Below are 18,394 nucleotides of genomic sequence, written 5' to 3'. Positions count from 1 at the left end.
CGGCCTTTTCGGCAACATCCCGAAAGACCGCTTCTTTTATTTATCTGTCTTTAAACGATTATAAGCTCTTTTGGATATTTCGTTAAAATTTCTGCACCGTTATCGGTGATGAACACATCGTCTTCAATACGCACCCCGCCGACAGAAGGAACATAAATGCCAGGTTCAATGGTAAACGTCATACCGCGCTCTAGCGGCATCGTATTTGTTGCATTCATAGATGGATATTCATGTAATTCGATGCCTAAACCGTGGCCGACGCGATGTGTAAAATATGGACCATATCCTGCCTGTTCAATAATCGATCTTGCGGCTCGGTCGACATTGCCGATTTCCACGCCTGGTTTAGAGGCATCAATCGCCGCAAGCTGCGCGCGCAGAACCGTATCATAAATCATTTGCTGTTCCTCTGTCGCTTCACCGAAGACAACCGTTCTTGTAATATCAGAGCAGTAGCCGTCCACAATGACGCCTAAATCAAATAGAACAAAATCACCACGTTGAATAGCTGTCAGTCCCGGCACACCGTGTGGGTTAGCGGTGTTTTTGCCGGTCAGTACCATCGTGGCAAAAGACATTTCCCGTACGCCTTTTTTCTTCATTTCGTATTCGATGGTTGCGATAATATCTAGTTCTGTTTTCCCTTCGGCAATTGCGTTTACTCCTACTTCGACGGCATAGTCTGCAAGTTCTGCCGCCTGGCGCAATACGGCAATTTCTTTCTCCTCTTTGATCATTCGCAATTGCCGCAGCTTTTCTTCCGCGTTTATCCATGAACGCGCTTGGAAATAGGTATGAAGCAGTTCGTATCGTTCGAGAGAAAGATGGCTTTTTTCGACAGCAATTCGCTCTACAGCAATATTTCTTGAGCGAACATGATGCTCAAGCAGCTGCCATGGATTGTCTGTATCGGTGTAATCAATAATTTCGTATGTCCATCCAGCTTGTTTTACGCGTGCCGTTTCCATTTGCGGGCAAATTAATGCCGGCTCTTCTTGCGGAAAGATGAGCAACGCTAAAAGCCGCTCGTGAGGGTCGCAATAAAACCCGCTTAAATAAAAGACGTTCGGACTTGACGTAATAAGCGCAAATGAAATATGTTGTTCTTGAAGCCACTCGGAAAATAATTGAAGTCGTTTGTTCATTCTGTACCCTTCCTTTCTATATACTTTGAGAGTAGCAGGAATATAAGAAAATGTAAATGTTTATAAGCGTATGGGCAGGGAAATGCATCCACCACCGCGAATAATAATGATGAAAGGAGAGGATGATCATGAAAGTAACATATCATGGACATTCCGTCGTAAAAATTGAAACAAATGGGAAAACGATTTTTATTGATCCATTTATTACAGGTAACGGCGCGACAGATTTAAAATTGGAAGATGTGAAAGCAGATGTCATTTTGCTTACTCATGGTCATGGCGACCATGTTGGGGATACAGTGCAGCTGGCTAAGAAAAATAACGCGCTCGTCGTTGCTCCTTTTGAATTAGCTACATATTTAGGATGGCAAGGAGTAAATACCCACCCGATGCATATCGGGGGAGCGCATCAATTTGATTTTGGAAAAGTGAAATTAACGCAAGCGTTCCATGGTTCCGGTTATGTGACAGAGGACAAGCAAATTATTTATTTGGGTATGCCGGCTGGAATTTTATTCACCGCCGAAGGCAAAACGATTTATCACGCTGGAGATACGGGGTTGTTTTCGGATATGAAACTGATCGGTGAGCGCAATTCTATTGATGTCGCATTTTTGCCGATCGGAGATAATTTCACAATGGGGCCGGAAGATGCTGCGGTTGCGGCGGAATGGCTTCGCGCGAAAATAGTCGTGCCGATTCACTACAATACGTTCCCGGTCATCGCCCAAGATCCGCACCAATTTGTTGCGCTGCTTCCTGATGGCGTAGGACGTGTATTAAAACCAGGAGAAGGTATTGAATTATAAATGAAAAAGCGTCTCTTACTGAGGCGCTTTTTTAGGAACAAGTGTGTTTGGTCGTTTCATTGAATTGAATTTGCTCCACCCGTATAATGAAAATAGGAGACTATGTAAAGGGTGAAGAAACTTGGCGATGACAAAACACGAACAAATTTTGCAATATATTCATAGTTTACCGGTCGGTGAAAAAATTTCTGTGCGGCAAATTGCGAAAGAAATGGGGGTAAGTGAAGGAACCGCCTATCGCGCCATTAAAGACGCGGAAAATAAAGGGTATGTGAGTACGATTGAACGGGTCGGTACGATTCGGATTGAAAAGAAGAGGAAAGAAAATATTGAAAAACTTACGTATGCAGAAGTGGTAAACATTGTTGATGGGCAAGTGTTAGGCGGGCGCGAAGGATTGCACAAAACGCTGAACCGGTTCGTTATTGGCGCGATGCAGTTGGAAGCGATGATGCGCTATACGGGCGCTGGCGATTTGTTGATTGTTGGAAACCGTACGAAAGCGCATGAACGGGCGCTCGAAGCCGGAGCAGCCGTATTAATCACCGGCGGATTTGATACGGAAGACCATGTAAAAAAATTAGCAGACGAATTACAGCTCCCGATTATTTCGACAAGCTACGATACGTTTACAGTAGCGACGATGATTAACCGAGCGATTTATGACCAGTTAATTAAAAAGGAAATTGTTCTTGTCGAAGATATTTTAATACCGCTTGAAAAAACAGCATATTTATATACGACCGATCCGATTGAACGTTGGTATGAGCTCAATCGTGAAACAAGACATAGCCGGTTTCCGGTTGTGGATCAGCAGTTAAAAGTACAAGGAGTTGTTACTACAAAAGATGTGCTTGATTTTGACCGAAAATTGCCGATTGAAAAGGCGATGACAAAGCACCCGATCACGGTAAAAGGAAAGACATCGGTCGCCTCCGCTTCCCATATCATGGTATGGGAAGGCATCGAATTATTGCCAGTTGTTGACGAACATAACCGGCTTCAAGGAATTATTAGCCGCCAAGACGTATTAAAAGCGCTTCAGATGATTCAACGCCAGCCGCAAGTTGGTGAAACCATTGATGATATTATTACAAGCCAATTTCAGGAAGCCAATAGTGACGGGAAAGAGGAGATGTTTCGCTGCACGATTACTCCGCAAATGACGAATCATTTAGGAACACTATCGTATGGAGTATTTACAACGATTGTGACGGAAGCGGCTACGCGTGCGCTTCGGGCATATAAACGCGGAGATTTAGTGATTGAAAATATTACGATTTATTTTATTAAACCAGTGCAAATCGAAAGCACGATCGATGTGAAAGCGAAACTGCTAGAAATTGGACGGAAATTTGGAAAAGTCGATGTGGAAGTGTATAACGAAGGTGTCGTCGTTGGAAAAGCGCTAATGATGTGTCAATTAATTGACCGTTAGAAGTCGTATCAAAACGGGACGCGATTTACGCCCCGTTTTTTGCTGTTTGTTTTGCTTCTTCCAAAACGAGAGGCAAATAATGCTTATAGGCGCGATAGCCCGCCCACGCGCTTCCGGCGCCAATTAGCAAGAAAATAGTACCGATAATATAGGTGATGGTGGAAGAATGGAGAAAAAACTGATTTAATCCGAAAAAGAACACGAATAGACCGAGAGCAATGCTTGATTTGGCGGAAAGCCAACGTCGTTCCATCGGACGGTGGGAGCGAAAATACTTTATTTTATAATAGACGTAAAAAGAAAAGGAAAATATAATGAAAATCACGAGTGTTGGCATAAATAGAACCCTCCATTATTTCTTTCTACCTTATTGTACATAGAAATGAGGAAGAATTCTAGCAATGACCTTTCTTGTTCGCGTATAATGAAAAAAAATACAGCCGCAAAAAAGGGGAAGAAAGATGAAAGAGAAATGTTTGGAAATTTTAAGAGCGATCCATCAATTTGATACGATCATCATTCATCGCCACGTGCGCCCAGACCCTGATGCGTATGGGTCACAAGGGGGATTGGCGGAGATTTTGAAAGCCTCTTTTCCAGAAAAAACGGTGTATACGGTTGGGAAGGAAGAAGAGTCGTTGCAATTTTTACGGCGGATGGATGTCATTGAAGACAAAACATATGAAAATGCGCTCGTGATTGTTTGTGATACGGCAAATACAGATCGGATTTGCGATGATCGTTATCGGCTTGGCAAACAATTGATTAAAATTGACCATCATCCAAACGAAGACCCATATGGAGACATATTATGGGTAGATACAAACGCAAGTTCCACAAGCGAAATGATTTATGAATTTTATTTAGCTGGTAAAGAAGAAGGACTTGTGATGACAAAAGAAGCGGCACGTCTTATTTACGCGGGGATTGTCGGAGATACAGGCCGTTTCCTTTTCCCAAGAACGAGCGAAAAAACGTTTCGTTATGCAAGCGAACTGATTCAATATGGATTTTCATTGACGGAGCTATATGATGGATTGTATCGTACGAAGTTGAATGTGGCGCATTTAAGTGGATATGTGCTGCAAAATTTTACGGTATCGAAAGAAGGAGTGGCAGCGATAAAAATGCCGAAATCGCTGCTTGAGCAATATGGCGTTACTGCTTCCGAAGCATCGCAGTTAGTTGGCCTTCTTGGCAATATCGAAGGAGTTGTCGCATGGGTATTTTTTATCGAGGAAGAGAAAGAAATTCGCGTCCGCCTTCGTTCCAAAGGCCCAATTGTCAATGAAGTAGCGAAAAAATATCGCGGCGGCGGCCATCCGCTTGCCGCAGGCGCTTCGATTGATTCTTGGGATGATGCGGACCGCGTCATTGAAGATTTGAAAGCAGCGTGTCTTTCTCAATAAAATGAAGGAATGTCCCGGTATGGCAAGATCCGGGACATTTCCTCTTTATGAGGAAGGCAGCGGTTTTAATTTTAGTTCAATCGATAAAGTAGTAAAGACGAACATCTGATAAATTTCCAGCTTATACGGTTGCTCGTTGATGGTGTATGTTTTATTTTCAATAGCCCGCTTTAGCAACTCCCGGCTGTTATAAACGGTTTCGATATCTTTTGCTTTTAAGTGGGAAACATCCTCCTTTACGCTTTCTTCAATGCGAAACGTCGTATAAGAGTCAAGTTTATATTGCTCCGCGTTGACGAGGTGGACAGAAATTTCTTGTACCATTAATTTTTTTTTGTTTATTTTATTCTGTTTGACGTAGTCTTCTTGCCAAATGCGGATTTCATCTTCCAAATCGGCAATTTTGTCTTGAAGTTCGATGATTTTTCGAACTTGTTTTTCTTGCAAGACGCCGAATAAATGTAAAAAAACAAACCAGCTGATGAGCGCTCCGATCGCAACGCCGGCAAAAAAACGCTGCCATGTTGGATAGTTGTAATGAGGCGGGATTCTCATGAAGAAATATGCTCCTGTGTCAGCCAAGTAATAATGGTAACGCCTGTCTGCGCGCCTCCCATCGCGGAAAGAATGAGAAGAAACTGTTTAATAATGTCGCGAGTTTCCCCAAAAAAGAATCCCCGTTCTACCATATAAAACGTATCGAACGTTCCTCCAATGGCAGCAACCACAGCCCAAATTCGCAAATCACCGGCAAATCGATACATTGCCGTAAGCGGCTGTTCTCCGCTTAAAAACGCGCCGAGCGCCCCGATCATCGCACCGCCTAACAGCACGCCGACAGCAATAAAATAACTTTGAATAAAAGCAGGCAAAAATGGCATCTTTTCGCTCATACTCGTCCCACCCTTTCTTTTACTATGTATATGGACGATCGGGGAAGAGTATGTTTTGCAATGAAAAAGTTTTGTCCACTATAATGGAGGAAAAGGAGGGGGAGATTGTTGTCGTTTGTTCACCTTCACGTTCGCAGCTGTTACAGCCTGTTAACAAGTCCAGCGAAAATCAGCGATTTGGTAAAAAAGGCAAAAGACCTGCAATTTTCTGCACTGGCATTAACAGATGAAAACGTATTGTACGGAGCAATTCCTTTTTATATGGAATGTAAACGTTACGGCATTCGGCCGATTATTGGGATGATCACAGACATTGTGCTGGAGGGGGAAAGCACATATCCGCTCGTTTTATTAGCAAAAAACGAAACAGGCTATCAGCATTTAATAAAAATAAGCAGTACGATTCAAACGAAAACACAAGAAGGAATTCCAGAAAAATGGCTATGGCATTATCGTGGCGGATTAATTGCACTAACCCCAGGAAAAAGCGGGCAAATTGAAACATTGCTTGCCCATAACGAAATAACAAAGGCAAAGCAAGTGTTAGAACGATATAAGCAAATTTTTGGAGATGATTTTTACCTTTCCGTACAGCGAGGAGAAAATAAGCAGCAAGAACCATATGAGCAGCAGTTGATTCATTTAAGCAACGAAACCAATACCCCGCTTGTGGCAACAAACGATGTTCAATATATTGAAAAAGAAGATGCGTTTGTGCAGCACTGTTTATTAGCGATCAAACAAGGCGCGGTGATAAAAACGGGGATGGCGACAGATGGAGAACGATATTTAACATCGCCAGAGAAAATGAAAAAGCGGTTTTCTGATTTGCCTGAGGCGGTGGAAAACAGCAGGAAAATCGCGGATCAATGCCATCTTCATATCAGCTTGGACACATTAAAGTTGCCGAAATACCCTGTTCCAGAAAAGGAAAACGCAGATCATTATTTGCGGCGCCTTTGTCTGAAAGGACTATATGAACGAGTTTCGTCCCCTTCTGATGCTTACATCAAACGGCTTGAATATGAACTCGATGTCATTCAGCAAATGGATTTCAGCGATTATTTTCTTATCGTTTGGGATTTTATGAATTTCGCTCGAAAAAAAGGGATTGTTACGGGTCCAGGGCGAGGGTCGGCAGCAGGATCGCTTGTCGCGTATACACTTTATATTACAGACATCGATCCGATTCAATACGGGCTATTATTTGAGCGGTTTTTAAATCCAGAACGGGTGTCGATGCCGGATATTGATATTGATTTTCCCGATGACCGGCGTGAAGAAGTTATTCAATACGTCGCCAATAAGTATGGACAACAATATGTGGCGCAAATCATTACATTCGGTACGTTTGGCGCTAAAGCGGCCCTCCGGGACATTGGCAAAGTGTTACAGATTGATTCGAAAGAGATGGAAAACATCATCAAGTATGTTCCTAACAAACATGGAATAACGATTCAAGAAGCATATCATCAATCATTTGCTTTTCGCCAAGCGGTTCAAGCTTCTTCCTTGTTGAAACAATGGATTGCAATCGCAATGAAGGTTGAAGGACTTCCGCGCCATACTTCGACACATGCGGCGGGTGTGATTATTAGCAGTGAGCCGCTTTCCCAAATCGTTCCGTTGCAGCAAGGTCATGGTGAATTGTATTTAACGCAATACCCGATGGATGCATTAGAGCGGCTAGGTCTATTAAAGATGGATTTTCTTGGCTTGCGCACGTTAACATTGCTTGAACATATATGCCGTCTTATTCAGCAACAAACTGGAAAAACCATCGATGTGCGTTCCATTCCGCTTGATGACCGCAAAACATACGAGCTGGTCAGCAAGGGAGACACCAATGGAATTTTTCAGTTAGAGTCGGATGGGATGAAGCAGGTATTAAAGCAATTGAAGCCGTCACAATTTGAGGATATCGTGGCGGTGAACGCGTTATATCGGCCTGGACCGATCGATTACATTCCTTCGTATATAAAGAGAAAGCACGGAGAAGAAAAAGTTTCTTATCTTCATCCAGATTTAGCGCCGATTTTAGCGCCGACATATGGTGTTCTTATTTATCAAGAACAAATTATGCAAATCGCTGCGAACATTGCCGGTTTTTCGCTAGGAAAAGCAGATTTATTGCGCCGGGCAGTCGCGAAAAAGAAAAAAGAAATTTTAGATCAACAGCGGAATGAGTTCGTACAAGGCTGTATCGACCAAGGTTATGACGAAGGGTTTGCAAATGATGTATATGATATGATTGTCCGTTTTGCTAATTATGGGTTTAACCGAAGTCATGCCGTTGCTTATAGCATGCTTTCCTACCAACTTGCTTATTTAAAAGCCCATTATCCGCTTTATTTTTATACAGCATTATTAACGAGCGTGATCGGAGACGAAGAAAAAGTATCTTTATATATTTATGAAGCAAGACGAAAACAGATTGAATTATTGCCGCCTTCGATTAATCAAAGCCGTTATTCTTTCTCAGTGGAGCATGAAAAGATTCGCTACAGTTTAGCCGCGATTAAACATGTTGGAATAGCGGCAGTCAAAGCGATTGTACAAGAGCGAAAAAAGGGGCCTTTTGCGGACTTTTTTGATTTTTGTGTTCGCTTATTCGGAAAAGGCATCAACCGAAAAACGATAGAATCTCTTATTTTGTCAGGCTGCTTTGATGAATTTGGAATCGAAAGAGCATCATTATTAGCAAGCGTCGATGTTGCTTTAGAACATGCGCAGCTTGTTGGTCCGTATGTCGAAGAAGGATTATTTTCAGATATATCATTGAAGCCAAAATATGTAGAAGCACCTTCTTTGTCATTAGAGGAAAAGTTAATGTACGAAAAAGAATTGCTCGGTGTTTATGTTTCTCCTCACCCAACATCTGCTTATCGGAAGGTGTTCCGTTTGGATGGTGTCCGCTCAGTCATGAGTGTAATAAGGGAAAAAACGGACTTTCCTGTTAAAGTGGGTGTATATATTGTGGAAGAGAGAAAAACACGTACGAAAACAGGAGAGGAAATGGCTTTCTTTACGGTTAGTGATGAAAGCGGGGAAATGGATGTGGTTGCGTTTCCAGATGTATATCGTCGTTATTCTTCAGTTTTAAAAAAGGGAACAGTGCGGTTATTAGAAGGAAAAGTAGAGGTTCGTAAAGGGAAAGCGCAGCTGGTCATTCGCAAAGCAGACGTACCTGCGATGGAGGCGCTTTATGTAAAAATTCGTCCGGAACATATAGCGTCTGGAAAATTGTTTACGCTAAAAGAGCTGCTGCAAAAATATCATGGAAAAACGCCTGTCTTTCTATATTACGAGCAAGAGCAAAAGATGGTGAAGCTTACGGAAGAATATGATGTCGCTTTAACAGATGAATGTATCGCTTCATTGAAAGCGCTGCTAGGGGATGAACATATTGTAGTAAAATAATTTATTTCTTTACTATTTTTCAATTTTGTTATATCGTATAAGCATTAAGTGGTCAGACCAGTGATGGAAATTGGAGGAAAGAAATACATGATTTCATTAGAATTTCCTGAACAATGCATAGAGCAAGCATGCAGGGAGGGGTAACAAGTAAAAGACGCAAAAGTATACATTGAAACGCTCGAACAAATCCGCCGGATCATTCGCGAAGACGGACTTGTCGCCGGCGATAAACTACCTTCTGAACGAGAATTATCAGAGCGTCTGCAAGTCGGTCGCTCTTCTGTGCGCGAGGCGTTAAGAGCGCTTGAATTTCTCGGCTTAATTGAAACGCGAAGAGGAGAAGGAACGTATATCAAAGAAGTTGGGAATCATCAGCTTATTAATTTACTCGGAATGTTTATTTTACAAGATGAGCGAGCAAAAGAAGATTTAGCGGAAACGAAAAGGCTTATAGAACAGCTTTGTTTGCAGCTTGCTTGCCAACGATGGACAGAACAGGAACTGGCTCAACTTGAAAAAAGCGTTCGACAAAAAATGATCAGTTATGAGCTTTTTTTCAAATGGGTGACAGTAGCTTCACAAAACTATTTGCTCGAACGGATTTGGCGCGTGCTCCATAACTTTTCGCAAACAATCTATGATGAGGATGCATTTCCAGATGAATTTTATGAACAGATGCTAAAAGCGTTTGCGAAGCGGGATGTTGCCGCTGTGGCGAAAATTTGGGAAACATATACGCAACATCGATTGTCGAAAGAAAGATGACACCGTTTTACAAAAAATATTACTCATTTCCGATACAGTAGTAATGATAGAGTGAAAAAGTGGAGGAGGGAGCACCTCATGTGGAAAGACTTATTTACAAAAAAGAAGAAATATGCATCGATTCCTTCCGAAAAAGTGAGAAGCGAAGTTCCAGAAGGAATTATGACAAAATGCCCCAAGTGCAAAAAAATTATGTATACGAAAGAACTGGTAAAAAATTTGAGGGTTTGCATGAGCTGCGGCTATCATCATACGATGCCGTCCCGTGAACGAATTAATAGCTTGTTAGACGAAGGAAGTTTTCATGAATATGATGCGGATATGGTGTCAGTGAATCCATTGCAGTTTCCAGGATATATAGAAAAACTCGAAGAAGACCGCCGCAAATCGAACCTAAACGAAGCGGTCATTACTGGCGAAGGAACGTTAAATGGATACCCGATTGTGATCGCTGTGATGGATTCGGCGTTTCGGATGGGAAGCATGGGTTCTGTTGTTGGTGAAAAAATTACGAGAGCGATTGAAAAAGCGAGAGAGCTCCATGTACCATTTCTTATTTTTACGGCTTCCGGAGGCGCGCGCATGCAGGAAGGAGTATTAAGTTTAATGCAAATGGCCAAAACAAGCGCCGCTTTAAAATTGTTCAGCGATGAGGGCGGTCTTATTATTTCGGTGATGACACATCCGACTACCGGAGGGGTATCCGCAAGTTTTGCCTCGCTGGGAGACTATAATTTTGCAGAACCAGGAGCGCTCATTGGCTTCGCGGGCCGACGCGTGATTCAACAAACGGTAAGGGAGGAACTTCCAGAAGACTTTCAAACGGCAGAGTTTTTATTAAAACACGGGCAGCTTGATGCCGTCATTCATCGCCATGATTTAAAAGATACATTAACGACCGTGCTTGATATTCATCAAGGAGGAGGGGGACACGGATGGTGGCAGAGTTAGAATTTGAAAAGCCGCTTATAGAATTGCGCAAAAAAATTAGTGAGTTAAAAGAATTTATGAAAAGCACAGATGTAGACCTTTCATCGGAAATTGAAAAATTGGAAGCGCGCCTTGCAAAATTGGAAAATGACATATATGCGAATTTAACTCCATGGGACCGCGTTCAAATTGCGCGTCACCCGAATCGTCCGACAACGCTTGATTACATTGAGCGGCTGTTTACTCATTTTTTGGAATGCCATGGTGACCGCTGTTTTGGAGATGATGAGGCAATTGTTGGAGGGATCGCCAAATATGACGGTCTGCCTGTGACAGTCATTGGTCATCAGCGCGGAAAAGACACGAAAGAAAATATTCGACGTAATTTTGGAATGCCGCATCCAGAAGGATATCGAAAAGCATTGCGTCTGATGAAACAGGCGGAAAAATTTCAACGGCCAATCATTTGTTTTATTGATACAAAAGGGGCATATCCCGGAAAAGCAGCGGAAGAGCGCGGGCAAAGCGAAGCGATTGCCAGAAATTTATTTGAGATGGCAGGACTTACGGTACCGATTGTTTGCATCGTTATTGGTGAAGGGGGAAGCGGCGGCGCGCTTGCGCTCGGCGTTGGCAATCATATTCATATGCTGGAAAACTCTACTTACTCTGTGATCTCTCCAGAAGGAGCCGCTGCGATTTTATGGAAAGATGCGTCGCTTGCCCAACGCGCAGCGGAAACGATGAAAATTACAGCGAATGATTTAAAAGAACTTGGGGTGATTGATGAAATTATTCCGGAGGTCCGCGGCGGTGCCCATCGCGATGTGGACCAACAAGCGGCGGAAATTGATAAAGTGCTGAAACGATCGCTAAAGCAGCTCTTAAAGCTTGATGGGGAAACGCTTGTTCAACAGCGATATGAAAAATTTAAACAGATCGGGCAATTTGCGTTTTCTCGTGATGACATTTGGGTAAGATAAAAGCAAGGCTGTCTCATTCTATGGGGCAGCTTTGTTATATTGTAAGCCGTTTCAATAAACTTGTCTATTGTGTTCTGTTATGCTTCGTGTTATTTTATAGATGTGTTTTAAAGGTATGAGGTCAGACGTTTTTAAATGTTTTGTGAAACAATGAGCGAATGAGGTGGCAACATGAAACGTATAGGTGTGTTAACAAGTGGCGGAGATTCACCAGGTATGAATGCAGCGATTCGCGCTGTCGTCCGTAAGGCGATTTATCATGGAGTAGAAGTATTTGGAATTTATTATGGGTATGCTGGCTTGATTGCTGGGAAAATTAAAAAATTAGAAGTAGGGGATGTCGGCGATATTATCCATCGCGGAGGTACAATACTGTATACGGCGCGCTGTCCGGAATTTAAGACAGAAGAAGGGCAGTTAAAAGGGATTGAACAATTGAAAAAACACGGGATTGAAGGATTAGTCGTCATCGGTGGAGATGGTTCTTATCAAGGTGCCAAAAAATTAACAGAGCACGGATTTCCTTGTGTCGGGGTGCCAGGAACCATTGACAATGACATTCCTGGAACAGATTTTACGATTGGTTTCGATACGGCTTTAAACACGGTGATTGACGCGATTGACAAAATTCGTGATACTGCTACATCGCATGAACGAACATATGTGATTGAAGTAATGGGGCGTCATGCTGGGGATATTGCGTTATGGTCAGGGCTTGCTGGAGGTGCAGAAACGATTTTGATTCCAGAAGCCGATTACGATATGAATGATGTTATTGCACGGTTAAAGCGTGGTCATGAACGAGGCAAAAAACATAGTATTATTATCGTTGCTGAAGGTGTCGGAAGCGGAGTCGAGTTTGGAAAGAAAATTCAAGAAGCGACAGGATTTGAAACGCGCGTCACAGTGTTGGGACATGTTCAGCGCGGCGGTTCTCCAACCGCGTTTGACCGTGTGTTAGCCAGCCGCTTAGGTGCACGGGCAGTAGAGCTATTGTTAGAAGGCAAAGGCGGCCGCTGCGTCGGCATCCAAAATAATCAGCTTGTCGACCATGATATTGTGGAAGCATTAGCAAACAAACATACCGTTGACCAAAAAATGTATTTGTTATCGAAAGAGCTATCCATCTAATATATTTCCTGTGGAAAGGAAGAAGAAATGATGATGCGGAAAACAAAAATCGTCTGTACGATCGGTCCTGCAAGCGAAAGTGTGGACAAGCTTGTAGAATTGATCCATGCCGGGATGAATGTAGCGCGCTTAAATTTTTCTCACGGTGACCATGCTGAGCACGGGCGTCGCATTCAAAACATTCGGGAAGCGGCAAAACGAACGGGAAAAACGGTAGCGATTTTATTAGATACAAAAGGACCGGAAATCCGTACGCATAATATGGAAAACGGGGCAATTGAGCTAAAAGAAGGAGAACAGCTGATTATTTCGATGGAGGAAGTGCTTGGAACACCGGAAAAAATTTCAGTTACGTATGAAGGACTGGTCGATGACGTCACTTCTGGTGCAAAAATTCTCCTCGATGATGGTCTAATCGGATTAGAAGTGATTTCAGTCGATAAACAAGCGCGCGAAATCGTGACGAAAGTATTGAATGGCGGTGTATTGAAAAACAAAAAAGGAGTCAATGTGCCTGGTATCCGCGTCAATTTGCCAGGTATTACGGACAAAGATCGCCAAGATATTTTATTCGGTATTGAGCAAGGTGTTGATTTTATCGCTGCTTCCTTTGTGCGGCGCGCTTCCGATGTATTAGAAATCCGTGAATTGCTTGAGGCAAACAACGCGCTTCATATTCAAATCATTGCGAAAATCGAAAATCAAGAAGGCGTGGATAATATTGATGATATTTTAGAGGTTACAGATGGACTAATGGTGGCGCGCGGCGATCTTGGGGTGGAAATTCCAGCCGAAGAAGTGCCGCTTATCCAAAAAGCGCTTATTAAAAAATGCAATATGCTTGGTAAACCGGTTATTACAGCCACACAAATGTTAGATTCGATGCAGCGAAATCCGAGACCGACGCGGGCCGAGGCAAGCGATGTCGCGAATGCGATCTTTGATGGGACAGATGCGGTGATGTTATCTGGAGAAACAGCGGCAGGGCACTATCCAGTAGAAGCAGTAAAAACCATGCATCAAATTGCGCTGCGTATCGAACAAGCGTTGCAATACCGGGAAATATTAGCACAGCGGACAAAAGAAAGCGCGACGACAATCACAGATGCAATTGGGCAGTCTGTTGCGCATACGGCTTTAAATTTAGACGTGGCGGCAATCGTAACGCCAACAGTAAGTGGAAGAACGGCATATATGGTGTCAAAATATCGTCCAAAAGCGCCAATCGTTGCTGTTACTGCCAGTGAATCTGTATCGCGGAAATTGGCGCTCGTATGGGGGGTATATTCGCAAGTAGCTCCACAAGCGAACACAACCGATGAAATGCTTGATATTGCCGTGGAAGCTGCGGTAAAATCAGGAGTAGTAAAACACGGTGATTTAGTCGTCATTACCGCGGGAGTTCCAGTAGGAGAAACGGGGTCGACGAACTTAATGAAAGTGCATGTCATCGGTGACATTATCGCAAAAGGGCAAGGAATCGGTCGTAAGTCTGCTTTTGGAAAGGCGATTATTGCGAAAACGGCAGAGGAAGCAATCAATAAAATGGTAGAAGGCGGAATTTTAGTAACATGTAGCACAGATGCGGATATGATGGAAGCATTGGAAAAAGCGGCAGCGATTATTACCGAGGAAGGCGGATTAACAAGCCACGCTGCAGTCGTTGGTTTAAGTCTCGGCATTCCTGTTATTGTCGGTGTAGAAAATGCTACATCGATTTTAAAAGATGGGCAGGAAATTACAGTTGATGCTGGATTTGGAGCTGTTTATCAAGGACATGCAAGCGTGCTGTAAGGTATAATAAAAACAGAGAAGAAATTTTCTCTGTTTTTATTCTTTTTTCTGAAAGGAAGAAGAAAGAAATGAAATGGTTTATCGGAATGTTTATCGTTATTCCTGCCTTGGAAATCGGGCTGTTTATTCTTTCCGGCAAACTTATTGGCATTTGGTCAACGGTCGCATTGATCATGCTGACTGGAATGATAGGAGTGTGGCTTGCAAAACAACAAGGGCTAGCCGTTGTTGAAGAAGCCAAACGGGAGTTTTTCTATGGACGTCTTCCAAGCGGAGCGATACTCGATGGCATTTGTGTGCTCATCGGTGGAGTACTTCTCATAACACCAGGCTTTTTTAGTGATATCGCTGGGGTCTTTCTTCTTCTTCCTGCTACCCGGTCCATGATTAAGCCGTATATCGCCCGTTGGTTAAAATCATTGTTTGATACAAAAATGTTTTTTCGCATTTATAGATGAAAAAAGAGCCTTTCCGTGTGTTGAAAGGCTCTTTCTCTTTGATTGTGTTTATGTTGTTGGCTTTCCGATAATAAAATTCCAAATATCACGAAATACGTTGGCGCTGTGCAACGTACGGATAATGACAAGTGTAACAGGTCCAATAATTAATCCTAGGAACCCGATTAATTTAAATCCGACAAATAATGCTACTAATGTAGCAAGCGGGTCAAGTCCGATTGATGACGATAATACTTTTGGCTCCATGATTTGTCGTTGAACGAGGACGACAATATAAAGTACGCCCAACCCGATGGCAAACGGTACATCACCGCTTACCGCCGCATAAATAATCCAAGGAACAAAGACAATTCCCGTTCCTAAGTACGGCAAAATATCTACAATCCCAATAATAAGCGCAATGGTAATCGCATAATTGACACGAAGAATTAACAATCCAATCAAAACGATTACCGTTGTAATCGAAATAAGCGTAGCTTGAGCTTTAATAAAACCAAATAATGCTTTCTTTAAATCGAGAAATACTGTTTTTCCACTCTTGCGTGCTTTTGCTGGCAAAATTTTTTGGGCGATTCCAGTAAGCCGATACCAATCTTTGCTAATGAAGAATGTAGCTAATAGTGAAAAAATAAAGACGGTAGCAGCGTTTGGAAGCCAAGCGAGCAGCAGTGGAATGTTCTGAAGCACATGTTGAATAAATTGCCCGACCGTTGTTGCTATTTGTGTACCTACCGCTTGGATATTATTTATAATCGTATCTTGCTGGCTAGCATCTAAATTTTTAAATAAAACAGCTAAATCATTATAAAGAGGAATGATTTGTTGGGCAACTAATGTTTCCATATACGTAATTAATTTTTGGAAATTCTCTGGTACAACATTTGCCAAGTATTGTGTACCTGAAACAATTTCCGCAATCAGTAAAGTAACAAGACCGGCAACGATTGCGAATAGTACAATTAATGTTACAATCACTGCCAGCCATCTTGGCATTTTCGTTTTTGTTTCTAGAAAATCGACTAACGGATTGATCAAGAAAGCAATAAAAAACGCAATAATAAATGGATATGTAACGGTGGATACATAATAAAGAGCCATTGATCCGAATATAACTACAGCGATCACAAACAAAAAGCGAAGAAAGCTATATAAGTGATGGCTGGACAATGTTTCACCTCCATAAATTTTCCATAGTTATATATTACAGATTTCATTACGTATACGCAAAGAAGAAGGTTTCACGCTCTGAATATTTTAATTAAAGAAAGGAAGAGAGTTAGTGAGCGAACCAATATTGTTTTTACTTATTTTATTTATTATCGGATTTATTGCCAAAAACCAATCATTAATGATTGCGGTTGCTATTTTATTAATTATTAAAATGGTCGGGATGGGAGAAAAGTGGCTGCCTATCGTCCATGAAAAAGGAATTCATTGGGGAGTTACGGTGATCACGATTGCTGTATTGGCGCCGATTGCTACGGGAGAGATTGGTTTTAGACAATTAATCGCATCACTGCAGTCGCTTTCGGCTTGGATCGCGCTATTATCAGGAATCTTTGTCGCATTAGTCGCGAAAGGTGGAGTCACATTATTGGCAACGGACCCGCATATGACGGCTGTTCTCGTATTTGGGACGATTATTGCAGTGTCGCTTTTTCATGGCGTTGCTGTCGGTCCACTAATCGGTGCGGGGATTGCTTATATGGTGATGAAAGTGATAGAATATTTTTAAATAGTTATTTAAACCGAATTTATTTTTTTGTAATAATATTTAAAGAATAAGAGGTTTTGGATTCACAAAAGTCAGATAATTGTTTATAATATAGACGTAAGCCTATTTAGCGGCATCCCCGCTGCCGCTTTTTATTCTAGCAAAAGGCGGCGGACAACAGGGAATATATTATAAAATGTAAGCACTTTCTACATTAAACTTTTTTTACTTTTATTTCGAGCAAGCGCTCGCTCTCATATCGTATAAATTGCAATTGAGAGAAGGGGAATTTTAAAGAAAAGGAGAGATCACGATGACAGTTACACGCGGTCTAGAAGGGGTTGTGGCAACCACGTCAAGCATTAGCTCGATTATTGATGACACGCTAACATACGTAGGCTACAACATCGATGATTTGGCAGAAAACGCTTTGTTCGAAGAGGTTATTTATTTGCTTTGGCATCGTGAACTTCCGACGAGACAACAGTTGGAAGAGCTAAAACAGCAATTGGCGGAAAATGCGGCAATTCCGAAAGAAATTATTGAACATTTTAAACAGTATCCAATCGACAAAGTTCATCCGATGGCAGCATTGCGGACAGCGATTTCTATGTTAGGGCTATACGACGAAGAAGCAGATGTAATGACAAAAGAAGCAAACTATCGCAAAGCGATTCGTTTGCAAGCAAAAATTCCTACAGTTGTTACAGCATTCGCCCGCGTCCGCAAAGGGTTGGAGCCTGTCGAGCCAAGAAAAGATTTAGGATTTGCAGCTAACTTCCTTTACATGTTGACAGGCAAAGAACCAAATGAAACGGCTGTTGAAGCGTTTAACAAAGCGCTTGTTTTACATGCGGATCATGAATTAAACGCATCGACATTTACTGCGCGTGTTTGCGTAGCGACATTATCAGATGTTTACTCTGGTGTGACAGCGGCGATTGGAGCGTTGAAAGGACCGCTTCACGGGGGCGCAAATGAAGCAGTTATGAAAATGTTAAAAGAAATTGGAACGATTGATAATGTAGAATCATATATCTACAAAAAGTTAGAAAATAAAGAAAAAATCATGGGCTTTGGCCATCGCGTTTACCGAAAGGGCGATCCGCGTGCGAAACATTTGAAAAAGATGTCGGAAAAATTAACGAAGCTTGTTGGTGAACCACATTGGTATGAAATGTCAGCGAGAATTGAAGAAATTGTTACTTCCGAAAAATCACTGCCACCAAACGTTGATTTTTACTCGGCATCTGTTTATCACTGCTTAGGAATTGATCATGACTTATTTACGCCGATTTTTGCAGTAAGCCGTATGTCTGGATGGCTTGCCCATATTTTAGAACAATACGATAACAATCGTCTCATTCGTCCGCGCGCGGAATACACAGGTCCGGCAAAAAGGGCATATGTGCCGATTGAACAACGCGGCTGATTATGTTTATAGTTTATAAAAGGTGAGAAGATATAATTATTCTCACCTTTAACAAAATATATTTGGAGGTTGT

The 18,394-nt window shown here is 42.2% G+C and carries 17 protein-coding genes; 12 read left to right on the top strand and 5 right to left on the bottom strand.

Features of this window, described 5'->3' with window-relative positions:
* Positions 1-50: 50 nt before the first annotated feature.
* Complete coding sequence (locus tag B9L23_RS16110) at positions 51-1,145, bottom strand: M24 family metallopeptidase (protein WP_062754962.1); 1,095 nt, start codon at positions 1,143-1,145, stop codon at positions 51-53.
* A gap of 128 nt (positions 1,146-1,273) precedes the next feature.
* Here B9L23_RS16110 and B9L23_RS16105 point away from each other — a divergent pair, with 128 nt between their 5' ends.
* A complete protein-coding gene (locus B9L23_RS16105; protein WP_062679236.1) occupies positions 1,274-1,954 on the top strand; it encodes a metal-dependent hydrolase in 681 nt (226 codons plus the stop codon).
* A 127-nt stretch (positions 1,955-2,081) separates the two neighbouring features.
* Complete coding sequence (locus B9L23_RS16100) at positions 2,082-3,392, top strand: CBS domain-containing protein (protein WP_062679264.1); 1,311 nt, start codon at positions 2,082-2,084, stop codon at positions 3,390-3,392.
* A 25-nt stretch (positions 3,393-3,417) separates the two neighbouring features.
* On the opposite strand, the gene B9L23_RS16095 is transcribed toward B9L23_RS16100, so the two are convergent.
* Positions 3,418-3,729 carry a YtpI family protein gene (locus B9L23_RS16095; RefSeq protein ID WP_089098016.1) on the bottom strand — a complete coding sequence of 104 codons (312 nt, stop codon included), beginning with the start codon at positions 3,727-3,729 and terminating at the stop codon, positions 3,418-3,420.
* A 124-nt stretch (positions 3,730-3,853) separates the two neighbouring features.
* On the opposite strand from B9L23_RS16095, the gene B9L23_RS16090 reads away from it, so the two are divergent.
* Positions 3,854-4,801, top strand: a complete 948-nt coding sequence (locus tag B9L23_RS16090) for a DHH family phosphoesterase (protein ID WP_015864792.1) — start codon at positions 3,854-3,856, stop codon at positions 4,799-4,801.
* 45 nt (positions 4,802-4,846) lie between these two features.
* Here the strand turns inward: B9L23_RS16090 and ytrI are convergent, their stop codons facing one another.
* Positions 4,847-5,356, bottom strand: coding sequence for a sporulation membrane protein YtrI (ytrI, locus tag B9L23_RS16085; RefSeq protein ID WP_015864791.1), 510 nt, complete (start codon positions 5,354-5,356; stop codon positions 4,847-4,849).
* The gene (gene ytrH / locus B9L23_RS16080) at positions 5,353-5,694 is read right to left on the bottom strand and encodes a sporulation membrane protein YtrH (protein WP_015864790.1); all 342 of its coding nucleotides are present in this window, start codon (positions 5,692-5,694) and stop codon (positions 5,353-5,355) included. Before ytrH ends, ytrI begins: the two co-directional genes overlap by 4 nt.
* A 108-nt stretch (positions 5,695-5,802) precedes the next feature.
* Here ytrH and dnaE point away from each other — a divergent pair, with 108 nt between their 5' ends.
* The 7 genes from dnaE (at position 5,803) to B9L23_RS16045 (ending at position 15,175) form a co-directional block, all read left to right on the top strand.
* Positions 5,803-9,114, top strand: coding sequence for a DNA polymerase III subunit alpha (gene dnaE / locus B9L23_RS16075; RefSeq protein WP_089098015.1), 3,312 nt, complete (start codon positions 5,803-5,805; stop codon positions 9,112-9,114).
* Between the two features lie 168 nt (positions 9,115-9,282).
* Positions 9,283-9,879: a FadR/GntR family transcriptional regulator gene (locus B9L23_RS16070; RefSeq protein ID WP_089098014.1), complete on the top strand. Its 597-nt coding sequence runs from the start codon at positions 9,283-9,285 to the stop codon at positions 9,877-9,879.
* A 78-nt stretch (positions 9,880-9,957) separates the two neighbouring features.
* Positions 9,958-10,830, top strand: coding sequence for an acetyl-CoA carboxylase, carboxyltransferase subunit beta (gene accD, locus B9L23_RS16065; protein WP_015864788.1), 873 nt, complete (start codon positions 9,958-9,960; stop codon positions 10,828-10,830).
* On the top strand, positions 10,815-11,792 hold the full coding sequence (accA, locus tag B9L23_RS16060; RefSeq protein ID WP_015864787.1) for an acetyl-CoA carboxylase carboxyl transferase subunit alpha: 978 nt from the start codon (positions 10,815-10,817) through the stop codon (positions 11,790-11,792). Before accD ends, accA begins: the two co-directional genes overlap by 16 nt.
* 171 nt (positions 11,793-11,963) lie before the next feature.
* On the top strand, positions 11,964-12,923 hold the full coding sequence (gene pfkA, locus B9L23_RS16055) for a 6-phosphofructokinase (protein WP_015864786.1): 960 nt from the start codon (positions 11,964-11,966) through the stop codon (positions 12,921-12,923).
* A gap of 30 nt (positions 12,924-12,953) precedes the next feature.
* Positions 12,954-14,717 carry a pyruvate kinase gene (pyk, locus tag B9L23_RS16050; RefSeq protein WP_062754960.1) on the top strand — a complete coding sequence of 588 codons (1,764 nt, stop codon included), beginning with the start codon at positions 12,954-12,956 and terminating at the stop codon, positions 14,715-14,717.
* Between the two features lie 68 nt (positions 14,718-14,785).
* The gene (locus B9L23_RS16045; RefSeq protein WP_015864784.1) at positions 14,786-15,175 is read left to right on the top strand and encodes an FxsA family protein; all 390 of its coding nucleotides are present in this window, start codon (positions 14,786-14,788) and stop codon (positions 15,173-15,175) included.
* Positions 15,176-15,223: 48 nt separating this feature from the next.
* On the opposite strand, the gene ytvI is transcribed toward B9L23_RS16045, so the two are convergent.
* Positions 15,224-16,342: a sporulation integral membrane protein YtvI gene (gene ytvI, locus B9L23_RS16040; RefSeq protein ID WP_089098013.1), complete on the bottom strand. Its 1,119-nt coding sequence runs from the start codon at positions 16,340-16,342 to the stop codon at positions 15,224-15,226.
* A gap of 112 nt (positions 16,343-16,454) precedes the next feature.
* Between ytvI and B9L23_RS16035 the strand changes: the two genes are divergently transcribed.
* A complete protein-coding gene (locus B9L23_RS16035; protein ID WP_089098012.1) occupies positions 16,455-16,910 on the top strand; it encodes a DUF441 domain-containing protein in 456 nt (151 codons plus the stop codon).
* 292 nt (positions 16,911-17,202) lie between these two features.
* Entirely contained in the window at positions 17,203-18,321 is a 1,119-nt protein-coding gene (gene citZ, locus B9L23_RS16030; RefSeq protein WP_062679226.1) for a citrate synthase, read from the top strand.
* Positions 18,322-18,394: the final 73 nt, after the last annotated feature.

The sequence above is a fragment of the Parageobacillus galactosidasius genome, assembly GCF_002217735.1.
Taxonomy (GTDB): domain Bacteria; phylum Bacillota; class Bacilli; order Bacillales; family Anoxybacillaceae; genus Parageobacillus_B; species Parageobacillus_B toebii.
The sequence above is the reverse complement of the archived record's forward strand: the minus strand, read 5'-3'. Positions and strand labels throughout refer to the sequence as shown.

Coding starts and splice junctions, on each gene's coding strand:
- B9L23_RS16110 (WP_062754962.1), bottom strand. CDS start 1,145: ATGAACAAACGACTTCAATTATTTTCCGAGTGGCTTCAAGAACAACAT.
- B9L23_RS16105 (WP_062679236.1), top strand. CDS start 1,274: ATGAAAGTAACATATCATGGACATTCCGTCGTAAAAATTGAAACAAAT.
- B9L23_RS16100 (WP_062679264.1), top strand. CDS start 2,082: ATGACAAAACACGAACAAATTTTGCAATATATTCATAGTTTACCGGTC.
- B9L23_RS16095 (WP_089098016.1), bottom strand. CDS start 3,729: ATGCCAACACTCGTGATTTTCATTATATTTTCCTTTTCTTTTTACGTC.
- B9L23_RS16090 (WP_015864792.1), top strand. CDS start 3,854: ATGAAAGAGAAATGTTTGGAAATTTTAAGAGCGATCCATCAATTTGAT.
- ytrI (WP_015864791.1), bottom strand. CDS start 5,356: ATGAGAATCCCGCCTCATTACAACTATCCAACATGGCAGCGTTTTTTT.
- ytrH (WP_015864790.1), bottom strand. CDS start 5,694: ATGAGCGAAAAGATGCCATTTTTGCCTGCTTTTATTCAAAGTTATTTT.
- accD (WP_015864788.1), top strand. CDS start 9,958: ATGTGGAAAGACTTATTTACAAAAAAGAAGAAATATGCATCGATTCCT.
- accA (WP_015864787.1), top strand. CDS start 10,815: ATGGTGGCAGAGTTAGAATTTGAAAAGCCGCTTATAGAATTGCGCAAA.
- pfkA (WP_015864786.1), top strand. CDS start 11,964: ATGAAACGTATAGGTGTGTTAACAAGTGGCGGAGATTCACCAGGTATG.
- pyk (WP_062754960.1), top strand. CDS start 12,954: ATGATGCGGAAAACAAAAATCGTCTGTACGATCGGTCCTGCAAGCGAA.
- B9L23_RS16045 (WP_015864784.1), top strand. CDS start 14,786: ATGAAATGGTTTATCGGAATGTTTATCGTTATTCCTGCCTTGGAAATC.
- citZ (WP_062679226.1), top strand. CDS start 17,203: ATGACAGTTACACGCGGTCTAGAAGGGGTTGTGGCAACCACGTCAAGC.